At 65.1% G+C, this 14,240-nt stretch carries 15 protein-coding genes; 5 read left to right on the top strand and 10 right to left on the bottom strand.

The genetic code is table 11. The features are described from left to right. Positions 1 to 129: 129 nt before the first annotated feature. The 10 genes from QCE88_RS32540 to QCE88_RS32585 all read right to left on the bottom strand — a co-directional run bounded on the left by QCE88_RS32540 (position 130) and on the right by QCE88_RS32585 (position 9,655). Positions 130 to 984 (bottom strand): triphosphoribosyl-dephospho-CoA synthase, encoded by an 855-nt coding sequence (locus QCE88_RS32540; protein WP_309909418.1) that lies wholly within the window; start codon positions 982 to 984, stop codon positions 130 to 132. Then, positions 971 to 1,909 (bottom strand): RimK family alpha-L-glutamate ligase, encoded by a 939-nt coding sequence (locus QCE88_RS32545; RefSeq protein WP_309909419.1) that lies wholly within the window; start codon positions 1,907 to 1,909, stop codon positions 971 to 973. Before QCE88_RS32545 ends, QCE88_RS32540 begins: the two co-directional genes overlap by 14 nt. Next, positions 1,906 to 2,910: a methenyltetrahydromethanopterin cyclohydrolase gene (gene mch / locus QCE88_RS32550; protein WP_309909421.1), complete on the bottom strand. Its 1,005-nt coding sequence runs from the start codon at positions 2,908 to 2,910 to the stop codon at positions 1,906 to 1,908. Before mch ends, QCE88_RS32545 begins: the two co-directional genes overlap by 4 nt. Then, on the bottom strand, positions 2,907 to 4,136 hold the full coding sequence (locus tag QCE88_RS32555) for an ATP-grasp domain-containing protein (RefSeq protein ID WP_309909422.1): 1,230 nt from the start codon (positions 4,134 to 4,136) through the stop codon (positions 2,907 to 2,909). The genes mch and QCE88_RS32555 overlap by 4 nt, the downstream gene beginning before the upstream one ends. Beyond that, a complete protein-coding gene (locus tag QCE88_RS32560) occupies positions 4,133 to 5,062 on the bottom strand; it encodes a methylenetetrahydromethanopterin dehydrogenase (RefSeq protein ID WP_309909424.1) in 930 nt (309 codons plus the stop codon). Before QCE88_RS32560 ends, QCE88_RS32555 begins: the two co-directional genes overlap by 4 nt. A 75-nt stretch (positions 5,063 to 5,137) precedes the next feature. After that, positions 5,138 to 6,181 carry a beta-ribofuranosylaminobenzene 5'-phosphate synthase family protein gene (locus QCE88_RS32565; protein ID WP_309909425.1) on the bottom strand — a complete coding sequence of 348 codons (1,044 nt, stop codon included), beginning with the start codon at positions 6,179 to 6,181 and terminating at the stop codon, positions 5,138 to 5,140. A 127-nt stretch (positions 6,182 to 6,308) separates the two neighbouring features. Continuing rightward, on the bottom strand, positions 6,309 to 7,430 hold the full coding sequence (locus QCE88_RS32570; RefSeq protein ID WP_309909427.1) for a hypothetical protein: 1,122 nt from the start codon (positions 7,428 to 7,430) through the stop codon (positions 6,309 to 6,311). Further along, a complete protein-coding gene (locus QCE88_RS32575; RefSeq protein ID WP_309909429.1) occupies positions 7,427 to 7,804 on the bottom strand; it encodes a hypothetical protein in 378 nt (125 codons plus the stop codon). The genes QCE88_RS32570 and QCE88_RS32575 overlap by 4 nt, the downstream gene beginning before the upstream one ends. Before the next feature lie 29 nt (positions 7,805 to 7,833). Then, entirely contained in the window at positions 7,834 to 9,147 is a 1,314-nt protein-coding gene (locus tag QCE88_RS32580) for a hypothetical protein (RefSeq protein ID WP_309909430.1), read from the bottom strand. Between the two features lie 133 nt (positions 9,148 to 9,280). Next, the gene (locus QCE88_RS32585; protein ID WP_309909431.1) at positions 9,281 to 9,655 is read right to left on the bottom strand and encodes a 4a-hydroxytetrahydrobiopterin dehydratase; all 375 of its coding nucleotides are present in this window, start codon (positions 9,653 to 9,655) and stop codon (positions 9,281 to 9,283) included. A 181-nt stretch (positions 9,656 to 9,836) separates the two neighbouring features. On the opposite strand from QCE88_RS32585, the gene QCE88_RS32590 reads away from it, so the two are divergent. The 5 genes from QCE88_RS32590 (at position 9,837) to QCE88_RS32610 (ending at position 14,122) form a co-directional block, all read left to right on the top strand. Continuing rightward, a complete protein-coding gene (locus QCE88_RS32590; RefSeq protein ID WP_309909433.1) occupies positions 9,837 to 9,998 on the top strand; it encodes a hypothetical protein in 162 nt (53 codons plus the stop codon). 68 nt (positions 9,999 to 10,066) lie between these two features. Next, positions 10,067 to 11,875: a methanol/ethanol family PQQ-dependent dehydrogenase gene (locus tag QCE88_RS32595; protein WP_309909435.1), complete on the top strand. Its 1,809-nt coding sequence runs from the start codon at positions 10,067 to 10,069 to the stop codon at positions 11,873 to 11,875. Positions 11,876 to 11,972: 97 nt separating this feature from the next. Next, the gene (locus QCE88_RS32600) at positions 11,973 to 12,395 is read left to right on the top strand and encodes a c-type cytochrome (RefSeq protein WP_309837462.1); all 423 of its coding nucleotides are present in this window, start codon (positions 11,973 to 11,975) and stop codon (positions 12,393 to 12,395) included. Positions 12,396 to 12,458: 63 nt separating this feature from the next. Next, positions 12,459 to 13,370, top strand: a complete 912-nt coding sequence (locus tag QCE88_RS32605) for a substrate-binding domain-containing protein (RefSeq protein WP_309909436.1) — start codon at positions 12,459 to 12,461, stop codon at positions 13,368 to 13,370. Continuing rightward, positions 13,367 to 14,122 (top strand): hypothetical protein, encoded by a 756-nt coding sequence (locus tag QCE88_RS32610; protein WP_409018262.1) that lies wholly within the window; start codon positions 13,367 to 13,369, stop codon positions 14,120 to 14,122. The genes QCE88_RS32605 and QCE88_RS32610 overlap by 4 nt, the downstream gene beginning before the upstream one ends. Positions 14,123 to 14,240 lie beyond the last annotated feature (118 nt).

Genomic DNA, 14,240 nt, shown 5'->3' on the forward strand with positions numbered 1-14,240 from the left:
GCGACGGCATTCTCCAGCCGTCCGAGGCTCGCGGTTCGACCGGACTTTCGACGCGACCGCACAACCGGGAGTCTCCTAACAGGTTCCGTGCCAATTTTTGTCCGGTGCGGCGGGTGCTGGCGGGCGGACTCACGACGCGGACTGGATCGTCAGCGCGACGAATAGCGTCGCCACCGCGAGGTCCGCGCTCGTGCCCGGGTTGATGCCGTGCGTCTTCAGTTCGGCGTCCCAGAGATCGAGTGCGGCGGATTGCGCGGGGCGACCCGCCTCGCGCCAGCGGGCGCGCTGCAAAGCGGCATCGCGCGTGACACTTTGCGCCAGTGCCGCGCCTTGCTTGCGCACAATGTGCGAATCGGGCCAGTGGGAGAGAAACATCAGGAATCCGTCGAGCATGGCGCGTTGCTGTGCGTCTGGTGTCATTGCGCTTTCCAGATCGGAGCCGGCGGCGAAGATATCCGCGAACCCTTCCGCATATTGACGCGCGATGCTGTCGCGCCCGGCAGCGAGCGTCATCGCCGCGCGCAGTGTGACGGTCGGCGGTGCGTGTACCGATTGTTCGGATGCTTCGCCGAGTCCCCCCGGATTGGCGAGCGCGATCGCGCGATAGGCGAGGCGCGCATCGTCGATGTCGAGTGCGTCGAGCACGCGACGAGTGGCCTCGTGCCAGCGCGCGGCGGTTGCCGGCTCGTCCTGCGGCACAAGCTCGAGCGCCGCGCACAGCGGCGCCGCCAGCAGCACGATGCCGAGATTGGTATTGCAGCTGACGCTGTCGAAGCTGCGGCGCACGGCGTCGAGGATGCGCTCGCCCACGGACGCGCGCGCGATGAACAGCCCCGCCGCAGCGGCCTGCGCGCTCGCGATGAATTGCGCCGCAGTCATGCCGTGCCCGGCGCTGGCGACGCTCACATTCCCCGGCTTGCGCGTCTCGACATCGAGTTGGCACGCGCGCAGGAACGCGGCGCGTGGCGGCTCAACGCGGTCCATCGCCGCTGGCGAGCAGGAGTGCGCCGCGCGACTCGGGCAGCTTGCGCGCGAGGAGATCGTCGACGAGCAGCGCGGCGATATCCACTGGCGTCACGCTCTGCAAGCCGCGCCATGCCGCCACGCCGTTCACTTCGAGCACGACGGGGGATCCGTCCCGCGACGGCATCAGATCGACGCCCGCGTAATCCAGCCCGAGCGCGTGCGTGGCGCGCACGGCGATCTGCGCGAGCGGCGGCGTCAGTTCGGCGGGCTCGCAGTGCGCGCCGCGTGCAAAGTTGTGAATCCATCCCGCGCCGCCGACGCGCTTCATCGCCGCGACAGCCTGCTTGCCGATCACCAGCACGCGCCAGTCGAAGCCCGGCTCGCCTGCATCGACAAAGCGTTGCAGATAGGCGACCTGGCTGAACGGCCTGAGCGACGGCAGCCGCACGCCGGGCTTCTTCAGTCCTTTGCCCTGCGAACCGAACAGCGGCTTCATGACCACCTGCCGGCCCGCCGCCGTTTCGCGCATCAGCACGCGCTGCGCGTGCGCGGCCGATTCGCCGGCCCAGGTCGCAGGCGTCGGCACGCCGTAGCGATGCAGCAGAAAGCTCGTCATCGACTTGTCGACGCTGCGCTCGATCGCGCGCGCATCGTTGTAGACCGGCACGCCGCTTTCGCGCAGCGCGTGCAGGATGCCGAGCCGCAAGGTCACCTGCTCGAACGTGCCGCCCGCGATGCCGCGCACGAACACCGCATCCGGCAGCGTGCGGCCGAAGCCGGGGATCGCCAGGCCGTGCGGCGTCCACGTCGTGTCGATGCGGCACTCGGCCAGATCCACGCAGCGCGCGTCCACGCCGCGCGCGCGGAACGCTTTCTTGAGCCGGCCGGTGTGCCAGCCGGTTTCGTCGGTCATGATGGCCACGCGCGGCGTCGCCGGATTCATGACGCGTCTCCGAGCCATTGGGCGTCGAGCAGCGCCTTGTCGACCTTGCCGCCGTGCCAGGTCTTGCCGCTTTCGAGGCTCGACACCCACACTTCGGCGGGGGCGAACAGCGCGGCGTCGATCTGATAGAAGTCGTAGTTGAAGGCCGTGAAGATGTCCGCGAAGGGCCGCCCGTAATCCCGCGCGTTCGACGACGGCAATTCGGCCGCGAGCCGTTTCGCCGCCGCATCGCTTTTCACAGTCAGATGCACGCGGCCGCCGTACAGGATGGCGTCGTTGGTGCGGCCCATCGCCTGGATGCCGTCGGGCGCGGGTGGCGGGAGCGGCGCACTGCCGCTGCCTTCCACGATCTCGCCGAGATCCACGCCCAGCACGTGCGTCTTGTGCAGCGCAACTTCCACGACCCGCGCGACGACCTGCACCGTGCCCGCGATGGACTGCGTCGGCGTGACGGCGATCACCAGCGCCTCGGGGGCGAGCCCGCAGTCGCCGAGCACCTTGTCGATGACGACCTGCGGCGGCACGCGGTCCACTTCCATCACCAGCGCGCCGCGCGTGTGCCGGTCGCGATAGCCGAGTTCGTCGAACAGCGCTTCCTTGCCGGCGAGCGCGCGCGCCGGTCCCGAGCCCAGCGAGAAAAACTTCTTGCCGCCCGTCTGCTCCTTGGTCGCGGAAAGGCTCCAGCCCGCGTATTGACTGGCGAGACAGGCGAGCACCGGCTGGCTCGACTGCACTTCGATGAAGGCCGGCCAGAGCGGCGCGCCATCGAACGCGACGCGGCGCGAAACCTGCCCGAGGCCGCCCATGCAGATGCGCGCGATCAGCAGGCCCGCTTCCGCGCTGCCCGGCGCGGCGACGCCCGCATCGACGATGACCGTGCCGCCGTCCGTGCGCGCGACGTGGACGCCGAGGCGTGCGGCGTCATCGACGAGCTGCGCGACGAGCCGCTCGCTCGATGCATTGACGCTCAGTGCAGGAGGCGTGAAGGAGGATGAGCTCATGAACGGGAGAGGGTGTCGATACGTTGCAGAAGGCGCGCGTGTTCGCGCTCCATCGCGTCGCGCAGTGCGGCGAACGCGGGCGCGGTGAAGGTCATCGTGCAGACCGGCATGCCCGCTTCGATGCGCGCGCCAGGCAAGGGCACGTCGTGGCAGGCGGGATCGTCGAAGCAGGCGTCGCTGAAATCGCGCGACACGGTGAAGCCTTCGGGCGCGAATACCACGCGCTGCCCGGCGAACAGCGGCGGCGGAGGCGTCATCGCCGCACAGCCATGCGCGACGGGCGGCAACTCGCCGTGCAGGCAAGCTTCCAGATGCGCGCCGATCAGGCCGCGCGGCCACGCGTCGGGCCAGACGGTTTCGTAGAGCGCCATCGTCGAAGACGGCCGGGCGTTGATTTCGAGCACGCTGAAGTCCTCGCCGTCGAGCAGGAAGTCGATGCTATTCAGTCCCGTCAGGTCCGTCTTCCAGACGATCGCTTCAATCGCCGCGATGACGCGCGCTGCCGTATCGGCGGGCAACAGCGCCGGTCCCAGCGAACCTGCGTGGACGAAGGGCAGCCGTCCCGCCGCCACGGTCAACTGTTCGGCGAAGCCGATCACCACGGCTTCGCGATGCGCGGCCACGAACAGCGCGGACATCGGGCGGCCTGGCGCGAGCCGCTGGAAATAGGCGCGCGGCACGATGCGATCGACGTCGCCAGCCCACTCGACATGCGTGCCGCCGCAGCCGTCCGGCCGCTTGACGAGCCAGCCTTCAGGTTCGTCAGGTCCGTCAGGTCCGTCAGGTCCCTCAGGCGCGGCAGGCGGCGCGAAGCGGACGTCGGGATGCGGGATGCCGGCTTCGTCGAGCAAGGCGAAAAAGCGGCGCGGGTCGCGCACCGCCAGCGCCTGCGCTCCATTGCCGATGAAACGCGGCACGCCCGGCGCGCGGCTCAGCTCGTTGGCGAGCGGCTCCAGGCCGCTCGTCACGATGAGCCCCAGCATGCGCGGCAGGCGCGCGGCGTGTTCAAGGGCGTCGTAGAGCCGCGCACGGTCGATCGACAGACCGTTGCCGTCCGGCTTGCCGATGTCGAACCACAGGCCGGCATGTTCGCGCGTATCGCGGTCGCCGAAGATGTCGAGCGCGACGACGCTGAGCCCCGCCCGCGCGGCCGATTGCGCGAGCAGCCGCGCCGACAAGCCCGCCACGGCCACGCGCGGCGCGCGGGAGGTGTCGAGCGGCATCATGAACCCTGTCCGCCGACGATCGCGCGGGCTTCGTCGAACGCTTCGGGGAAGCCGAGATACACCGGCTTGCCACCGGTGCGCATGCGCAGGAAGAGCCGGTGCTCGGCCTGATACTTGACGTTGCCGATTGCGAGCGCGCCGATGCCCACCGCGTCCGAACGCGCCGCGCCCGCGAGCGGCTTGCCGTCGTCCATGACGTTGACGCCTGCGATGCCTTCGGGCGGCACGGCGTTGACATCGGCGGCGATCAGCAGGTTTTTCGCGTGCGCGAGGTCGGCGGCGCTCATCACCTGCACGCCCGCGACGGCCGTGGCAAAGACCACTTCCGCGCGCGCCAGTTCGCGGTGCAACTGCTCCGGCGAGCCGGTCGCGACGCCCGTCGTGGCGATATCGAAACGCCGGTTGATCTCGTCGCTGACCTGCGTGGCGCGCGACTGGCTCGAATGGCTCGCGACGACGACATCGGCGCCGAGCGAGGCCGCCATCGCGGCCGCCACGCGTCCCACCGCGCCGGTGCCGCCGAGAATGAGCACGCGCTTGCCGCCGAGATCGACGGAATGCGCGGTCTTCAAATGCTTCTCCGCGAGCGCGACCAGTGCGGCGGCGGTCGTATAGGCGCCGCTCGGGTCCGCGAAGACCGAGACCTCGAAGGGCGGCACCATCGCGTGACGGGCTTTTTCGAGCATATCGGCGGCCAGCATCACGTCGCGTCCGCCAATGAAGATGCCGGTGCGCGACACGCCTTTCGGCCCGCGCGAAAAGATCGCGTCCTGCGTGAGTTGCACGACGCTGCCTTCGTCCACGTTGCAGTACGGCACGAGGATCTGATAGCCGGCATCGGCGGCCATGTTTACGTCGAACGGGCTCATTTGCGGCGTGCTCGTGAACATGTGCAGGACGTAGGGTCGTTCGGTGGCTTCGGGCATGGCGATGGACTCGTGTGGGTGTCGCTTGGAATCGCTTGAAATCGATTGAACCGGATCGCTGTGCCGACGCGTCCTTCAGGCCGCATCCGCGCCGCGCTGCCCCGGCGCCGCCGCGCGCCACGTCGCGCCGCGGTTGCGCGCGGCGGCGATCGTGTAATTGAGCGACGCGCCCGGCGCCGCGCGTCGGGCAGCAGCAAGCGCGCGCTCCGCGTCCTGCGCGCTCGCGACGAACGCGAAGCCCACCGGTCCCCACGAGGTCTGACCGATGCCGGCTTTCTGCTCGGCCGCGACGGCCTCCATCGCACGCGCGACAGCCGGGCTTGCGAAGACGCCGCCCTGCACCGGCGCGAAGTATTCGCCGATGGTCTGCTGCAAGTCGCACAGCGCGTCCGCGAAGGGCGCGAATTCGCGCTCGGCGACGGCGGGCAGGATCCGCATCAGCACGAGGTGGCTCAGGTGCGCGGCGAGGTGCGCGGGAAACGGCGCGAGCGAGGCGAGACCGCGCTTCTCGTCATCGCCGTGAAGTCCTTCGCGCGAGGTGTCGTCGATGAGCAGCACGCGCCATGCTTCGGGAAAATCCTGACGCGCGATCAGCGGCGGCACGAGCGTGCTGGCAGCGCGGCCGCCATCGACGATCAGACCGCCATGATCGAAACCATGAATACCGATACCCGAACGCAGGCCGCGCGCGAGCACCCGGGCGATGTCGGCAGAGCTTGTGTCAAGGCCGCGCACGCGCGCGAAGGCCGTGCCCAATGCGAGCGCCAGCTGTGTGCCGGAGCCCAGGCCGGTGTGCGCGCGCGGCGTGTCATGCAGTTCGATGTCGAGTGCCGGACCCGCGCCGAAAGCGGCGTGCAGCGCCGCGAGATGCTGCTCGATACGCTCGCGCTGCGCGTTGCTCACCGCGCCGTCGATGCGGCCATCGATTCGTCCATGATGCGCCGCTGCTGGAGCGTGCCGCACGGTGAGACACGTGTTGTGTGCGTCGATGGCCAAGCCCACGCTGCCGAAGGCGCGTCCGAGCGAAGCGTTCGGATCGATGAAGCCGAGATGCAGGCGCGCGGGGGATTCGACCGTGATCGCCGAGGGAGGGGATAAGCGTCCGGGAGAAGTGGGCATCACGGTCTGTGGTGGTCGCCAGGGGAACCGCGAACATGCAAGTGCCGTACCAGAATGAGGGAACCGCGTTGGCGAAGATGAGGATGCGTGGCATGCACGCATCCTTCAATGCCGTTTCAGAGGGCGCTTATTGATCCAGGCCGGCATCCGCGGCGTCGTCGCTCTCTATCGCGACAGCGGTTGTATCGCGTGCCGGGATGGACGGAGACGCTGCGGCTTCAGCCTCCGAATGGGTCTGCGCCGGCGGATAGTTCGTTGACGTGGCCGTACCGTCGGAGCCTGTCTGGCTGACCTGCGCGGTTCCGTCGGCAGCGTAGTCGCCATGTCCGATGCGCTTGCCGGCGGCATCCGTGGTGTCGGTCTGGTAGGCGCCGTTCTGGCCATATTGATAAAGGGTGTTCGAGACCACGCTCCCGTCCTTGTCCACGATCGACGACGATGCAAGCTTGCCGTGCTCGAACGCTTGTGTGACGGTACGCCCCGACGCCCAGGTTTCGGACATCGATTGAATTTCTCCTTTCTTGTCGAACTGCGGGGAAAATTTCGTCAAGGGTCCGGTTTCAGGGTTTTTCAGTCCGTCTTCGCTTCCGTAGTTTTCGAATGTCCCGTCGTCGCTGCCCATGCTTGGCACGGTAGAGACCGGACCCATCGCGGCCGCGATCATCAATTGCCTGTCTTCCTCCTCCGTCAGGTGGCCCGCAACGTCGGCTGCGTGCTGGTCGTCGAGTGCTTTCTGTATGCCGGTGTCCCTCGGCGTGTGGGAACCCGGAACCACAGCCTTGGATCCGGCCAACCAGGTTTCTGGGGCATCTTTCGCGGCCTTGATCTCATTGTTCACCTTCCAGTTTTCGAAGATGGCTTCGCCTTCGCGGTGGGTGAAACGCATGCCGGACATAGCGAAGGCGTTGGGATCATGAGAGTTGACTGAGTGGGAGCGGTCGAATGCGCGGTCGGCCTCCCAGTTTTCGAAGTGGCCCAGCTCATGAGCGAGATTGCCGACGATCACATGTGTCGGATAGGCCGTGAGGGGATCGAAGAGCGTAATGCCGCCGTTTTTGCTGTTGTCGTTTTCAACGATCGGACCAACACGCATGGGTTGGGTCGCGCCGCTGCTGACCGCGGCTCCGTAGTCCGCAAGATCGCGCTGGAGCGTGGGACTCTTGTTGATCATGTCGATGGCGTCTTCATCGAGCGCGACAGTGCCCCAGTAGGGTTCATGTCCTGTGACGCGAGGAATTGATGTGCTCACAATTTTTCCTGGATTGGATGGCGAACGGCCGACCACGCGGCCTCCTCCGCCTCGCCGGGCGTGGAGACGCCCGGCGAGGCGGAAAGCAACTCTAGCGACGCAACAGGAATGGAAGGTGATATGCGCTTAACGCGGCGGGAGCCGTTGACGGTGATGCTGCGCATTCGCGCCTGGTCGTACTTGATGTAGCGGAACCGCTGATCGTCCGAAGGCGTGCCGTCGAGCGGACCGTCTTCCCCCCGGCTTGCCAGTGAACGACGTCCCTCGATCCTGGTGGCGAGCGTCAGGTCCTTGTCAGGGGGACCGCAAACAGGCAAGTGCCGTACCAGAATGAGAGAATCACGTTGGCGAGGATGAGGATGCGTGGCATGCACGCATCCTTCAATGCCGTTCCGGATGGCGCTTACTGATCCAGGCCGGCATCCGCGGCGTCGTCGCTCTCTATCGCGACGGCGGTTGTATCGCGTGCAGGAACGGACGGAGACGCTGCGGCTTCAGTATCCGAATGGGTCTGCCCCGGCTGATAGTTCATTGACCTGGCAGCCCCGTCGGTGCCGGTCTGGCTGACTTGCGCGGACCGGTCAGCAGCGTAGTCGCCATGTCCGACGGCGGTTGCATCACGTGCAGGAACGTACCCGGGCGCTCCGACTGGAAAATCCGGATTGCTCGGGGCCGGGGGATAGTTCGTTGACGTGGTAATCCCGTCGGTGCCGGTCTGGCTGACTTCCGCGGACCCGTCGGCGGCGTAGTCGCCATGTCCGATGCGCTTGCCGGCGGCATCCGTGGTGTCGGTCTGGTAGGCGCCGTTCTCGCCATATTGATAACGGGTGTTCGAGACCACGCTCCCGTCCTTGTCCACGGTCGACGATGATGCCAGCTTGCCGTGCTCGAACGCTTGTGTGACGGTACGCCCCGACGCCCAGGTTTCGGACATCGATTGAATCTCTCCGTTCTTGTCGAACTGCGGGGAAAATTTCGTCAAGGGTCCGGTTTCGGGGTTTTTCAGTCCGGCCTCGCTTGCGTAGTTTTCGAATGTCCCGTCCTGGTGGCCCATGCTTGGCAGGGTGGAGACCGGACCCATCGCGGCCGCGATCATCAGCTGCCTGTCTTCCCCGTCCGTCAGGTGGCCCGCAACGTCGGCCGCGTGCTGGTCGTCGAGTGCTTTCTGCATGCCAGTGTCCCTCGGCGTGTGGGAACCCGGAACCGCAGCCATGGACCCGGCCAACCAGGTTTGTGGGGCATCTTTCGCGGCCTTGATCTCGTTGTTTACCTTCCAGTTTTCGAAGATGGCTTCGCCTTCCTGGTGGGTGAGGCGCATGCCGGCCATCGCGAAGGCATTGGGATCATGATCGTTGACCGAGTGGGAGCGGTCGAATGCGCGGTCGGCCTCACGGTTTTCGAAGTGGCCCAGCTCATGAGCGAGATTGCCGACGATCGCATGTGTCGGATAGGCCGTGAGGGGATCGAAGAGCGTAATGCCGCCGTTCTTGCCGGTCTCGTATTCAACGATCGGACCAACACGCATGGGTTGGGTCGCGCCGCTGCTCACCGCGGCTCCGTAGTCCTCGAGATCGCGCTGGAGCGTGGGACTCTTGTTGATCATGTCGATGGCGTCTTCATCGAGCGCGACAGTGCCCCAGTAGGGTTCATGTCCTGTGACACGAGGAATTGATGTACTCACAATTTTTCCTGGATTGAATGGCGAACGGCCGACCACGCGGCCTCCTCCGCATCGCCGGGCGCGGGGCGCCCGGCGATGCGGAAAGCAACTCTAGCGACGCAACAGGAGTGGAAGGTGATATGCGCTTAGTGCGGCCGGAGCCATTGAGGGCGATGCTGCGCGTTCGCGCCTAGTCGTACTTGATGTAGCGGAACCGCTGATCATCCGAAGGCGTGCCGTCGAGCGGACCGTCTTCCTTGCCAGGTTGCCAGTGAACGACGTCCTCGATCTTCGTGGCGAGCGTCAGATCCTTGTCCGTGATGCCCTTCGCCGAATGCGTCTTCAGCTTCACGATGACGAACGCATAGGACACGGTCAGGTCGGGATGATGCCAGGCCGCTTCCGCAAGATGCCCCACCGTATTGACCACCATCAACGTTCCTTTCCAGCCCTCGGTCTTGTACTTGCGCCGCAGCCAGCCGTCTTCCAGATACCAGTGCGCGAGCGGACCCGTGAGCCGCTGCTTCACTTCGTCGTCGGAATACACCTTTTCGCTTTGAGCCATCGCGAGGCCTCCATGAGATGAACATGCCGGTCGAGTATGCGCCGCGTGTGGCGCGCCCCATCTCATCCTATAGAAAACCCTGAAAGCGGGTTCGCAAGCACGCTTGCTGCGCAGCGTCATGGCACGCGTGGCTTCTACCCTGTCCCGTCACGCCTGATGTTTCGCGTATTTGACACAGTATGTGTCGCCATCCGACATCAATCTCACCGCACGCGACAGCAAGGTGCGTCAGATTCCCGATTTCAGGCGCTCGTTTAAAACCGGCATGGATTATGCAATTCGCCTCTCTACGCAAACGTCCGGCAATGAACCGGACGAGGCGCAACTCGTTACCTGCATTTGAAGGCGCGCACGATGCAACCCGGTAGCGTGTTCATCCTGGGTCGGAAGCATCACCATTCTGGAGGAGACATGAACTTACGCACCCTGGTTCTTGGACTGGCGGTGGTCGCGACGGCAGGCCTGAATTCCTATGTCGCTCAGGCCGACTCGCAACTGGACAGCCTGATCAAGAATCCCTCGAACTGGGCAGCGCAAGCGGGCGATTATTCGAATCACCGCTATAGCACGCTCAAGCAGATCAACGAAAACAACGTCGGCAAGCTACAGGTCGCCTGGACCATGTCGACCGGTGTGCTGCGCGGCCACGAAGGATCGCCGCTCGTCATCGGCGATACGATGTACATCCACTCGCCATTCCCCAACAAGGTCATTGCCATCAACCTGAAGGACCAGACCTTCATCTGGCAATACCAGCCGAAGCAGGACAATCAGGTCATCTCGGTGATGTGCTGCGATACGGTCAACCGTGGTCTGGCTTATGGCGACGGCAAGATCTTCCTCCAGCAAGCCGATACCAAGCTCGTCGCGCTCGACGCCAAGACCGGCGACGTCGTCTGGACCGCGCAGAACGGCGATCCCAAGAAGGGCGAGACCAATACCAATGCGCCGCATGTCTTCGGCGACAAGGTGCTGACCGGCATTTCCGGCGGCGAATTCGGCGTGCGCGGACGGCTCATCGCGTACAACATCAAGGACGGCAAGGAAGTCTGGAAGGCCTACAGCGTCGGCCCCGACAACGAAATGCTGATGGACCCGCAGGCCACCATGACCTGGACCGACGGCAAGATGGTGCCGGTCGGCGCGGACTCGTCGCTGAAGAGCTGGCAGGGCGATCAGTGGAAATACGGCGGCGGCACCACGTGGGGCTGGTATGCATGGGATCCGAAGCTGAATCTTGTGTACTACGGCTCGGGCAATCCGGGCACGTGGAACCCGACGCAGCGTCCCGGCGACAACAAGTGGTCGATGACCATCTTCGCCCGCGACCTGAACACGGGACAGGCCAAGTGGGTCTATCAGATGACGCCGCATGACGAATGGGACTACGACGGCGTCAACGAGATGATCCTCTCCGACCTGAACATCGGCGGCAAGAAGGTTCCGGCCATCGTCCACTTCGACCGCAATGGCTTCGGCTACACGCTGAACCGTCAGACGGGCGAACTGCTCGTCGCGCAGAAGTACGACCCGGCGGTCAACTGGGCCGACAGCGTCGACCTGAAGAGCGGCCTGCCGATCCGCAACGCAAGCTACTCGACGCAGAAGGCCGGTCCCGATCACAACGTGAAGAACATCTGCCCCGCGGCGCTCGGCTCGAAGGACCAGCAGCCGGCCGCATTCGATCCGGGTTCGAGCCTGTTCCTCGTGCCGACGAATCACGTCTGCATGGACTACGAGCCGTTCCAGGTCGACTACGTGTCGGGTCAGCCGTTCGTCGGCGCTACCTTGTCGATGTTCCCGGGCCCGAACGAGAAGGGCGCAATGGGCAACTTCATCGCGTGGGACGCAGCCAAGGGCAAGATCGTGTGGTCCAAGCCGGAGAAGTTCTCGGTGTGGTCCGGCGCGCTCGCGACGGCCGGCGGCGTTGTCTTCTACGGCACGCTCGAAGGCTACATCAAGGCGGTGCGCATCAAGGACGGCAAGGAACTGTGGAAGTTCAAGACGCCGTCGGGGATCATCGGCAACGTCTTCACGTACCAGTACCAGGGCAAGCAGTTCATCGGCGTGTATTCGGGCATCGGCGGCTGGGCCGGCATCGGCATGGCAGCGGGTCTCGAGAAGTCGACGGAAGGCCTGGGCGCGGTCGGCGGCTACAAGGACCTCGCGAAGTACACGGCCCTCGGCGGCACGCTGTTCATCTTCGCCATCCCGAGCTGATGCGCGTTTCTTTGACCGTAGCAAGAGCGCGGCGGTTGCAACGGCCGCCGCGCCGCGCTTCCCCCCATTACAAAGACATGTTCAAGGAGTCAGACGTATGAATGGCCGATCACTCTTGATGCTGGCGATGACGCTCGCTGCGTCTTCCGCTTCCTTCGCGCAGACGCCTCCTCCGATGCCTGCGCAAGTGAAGCCGGTCGCGTACAAGGTCGTCGAGGGCAACAAGGTCGATAGCGATACGCTGCAAGGCTGGAAGACCTGGCGCGCACTTGCATGCGAACGCTGTCACGGGGCGAAACAGGAAGGCATGGTCGGCCCTTCGTTGATCGATGCTTTCAAGACGCTGGACAAGACGGAGTTCCACCGCACCGTGTTCGGCGGGCGCGTGGAGAAGGGTATGCCGGACTTCAGCACCAGCCAGATGATGCAGAAGAACTGGGAGAACCTGTACGCGTATCTGAAGGGACGCTCCGACGGCAAGATCAATCCCGGCGACTTGCAGGCGATCGATGCAAAATAAGGACGCGCGCCGCACGCCCTGCGGCTGACGTCCGATGATTGCTTTCAACCCGGAGGTGCTTCGATGTCCAATCGTCATGCAAGCCGCGCCGCTTCGTTTCGATTCCTCGCCGTGCTCTGCGCGGTGTGCGCGACGTTCCCGGCGCAATCCGCGTTCGCGCAGGGCGCGGGCGGACCGCCGCCCAATCTGCCGGATAACGACGGCGCGGACGGTGTGCTGCGCGTATGCGCCGATCCCAACAACATGCCGCTCTCGAACAAGAAGGGCGAGGGCTATGAGAACAAGATCGCAAGCCAGATGGCAAGCGACTTCGGCTACAAGCTCGAATACACCTATTGGCCGCAGCGCATGGGCTTCGTGCGCAATACGCTGCGCGAGAAGGTGCCTCAGAGCGAGCGCTTCAAGTGCGACCTGATCATCGGCGTGCCGAAGGGTTATGAACTCACGGCAACCACGCGGCCGTGGCTGCATTCCACCTATGCGATGGTGTTCCCGAACAAGCCCGAATACGCGAGCATCAAGTCGCCGACGGATCTCATGAGCCTGCCGCCGGACCAGTTGAAGAAGATGAAGCTCGGCATCTTCGTGAAGAGTCCCGCGACCGACTGGCTGCTGACGCATAACCTGCTGAACCAGGCTGTGTCGTATCAGGGGCAAAGCGGCGATCCCGACGCCTTTCCGGGCGAGCTGATCGAACGCGACCTGGCCAAGGGCGACGTCGATGCGGCCTTCGTCTGGGGGCCCATTGCGGGTTATTTCGTCAACCGCTCGGACAACAAGGTGCGGCTGGTGCCGTTTCCCGCCGGCCAGCCCATCCGCTTCGACTACGAGATCTCGATGGGCGTGCGCTATGGCGAAAAGGCGTGGCGCGACAAGGTGGACAACTGGATCGCTTCGAATCAGCCGAAGATCGACGAAATCCTGACGAGCTATCAGGTTCCCTTGCTGCCGTTGCAACCGGCCTCCACGCAATGAAGCGGGCACTGAGCGGTACGGTTCTCGCGTGCGCCGCGCTGATGCCGCCGGCGCTCACCACGGCGCGAGCGGCCGATGCGCCCGCCGCGTCCGCGCCGGTTGCGGAGATTGCGCCGGCCGAGCGCATGCTCTTCATGCAGCCGCACCTGAGCGGCGTCGACCCGCAGACCGAACTGGACTACGCAGTGGAGTTCTCAGGCCCGCCCGCGAAAGTGAAAGACACGGTGCGCGTGCTCGTGATGAGTCCCGGCAACAGTCACAACGACGCGCGCGTGACCGACCGCACGGGCAATGTCAACGTGCCGGGCGGGCTGCCCTGCAATCCGATGATTATCTACTTTCTGGAACATGACATCGCGGAGATGGAGCAACTGACGGGCGGGCAGCGGCGTTACTTCCAGCAGCGCGTGCGGATGGCGCTGGCGGCGGGTCCGGCCATCACGCCAGTGTCGAGCGAATCGCTCGGCCTCGGCAAGCATGCGAAGGCACAGCAGATCGTCATCCAGCCTTACCTGAACGATCCCAACGCGGACCGCTTCAAGCAGTATCTCGCCAAGCGCTACACGTTCGTCATGGCCGATGACGTGCCTGGACACCTGCTGATGATCCGCACGGAAATCCCTGGCGACGGCGGCGACTTCGCGCATCCGCTTGCGAAGGAAACGCTCGCTTATCAAGGCTCGCTCAAGAACATGAACACGCCGGGCGGAGGACCGGTCAAGCCGTCCAACGCACCTCGCGCCAGCAATTGAAAGCCTGAGCGAAAGTTTCATGCGGACGTCAGGCGGATCACGATCCGCCTGACGAGCATCCCCCTTCAGACCTTCCACGCCATCCCTGGCGACCTCGAGTCCCCCACTGCGGGAAAGA

It is taken from the genome of Caballeronia sp. LZ035 (assembly GCF_031451175.1).
In the GTDB taxonomy this organism is placed as follows: Bacteria; Pseudomonadota; Gammaproteobacteria; order Burkholderiales; family Burkholderiaceae; genus Caballeronia.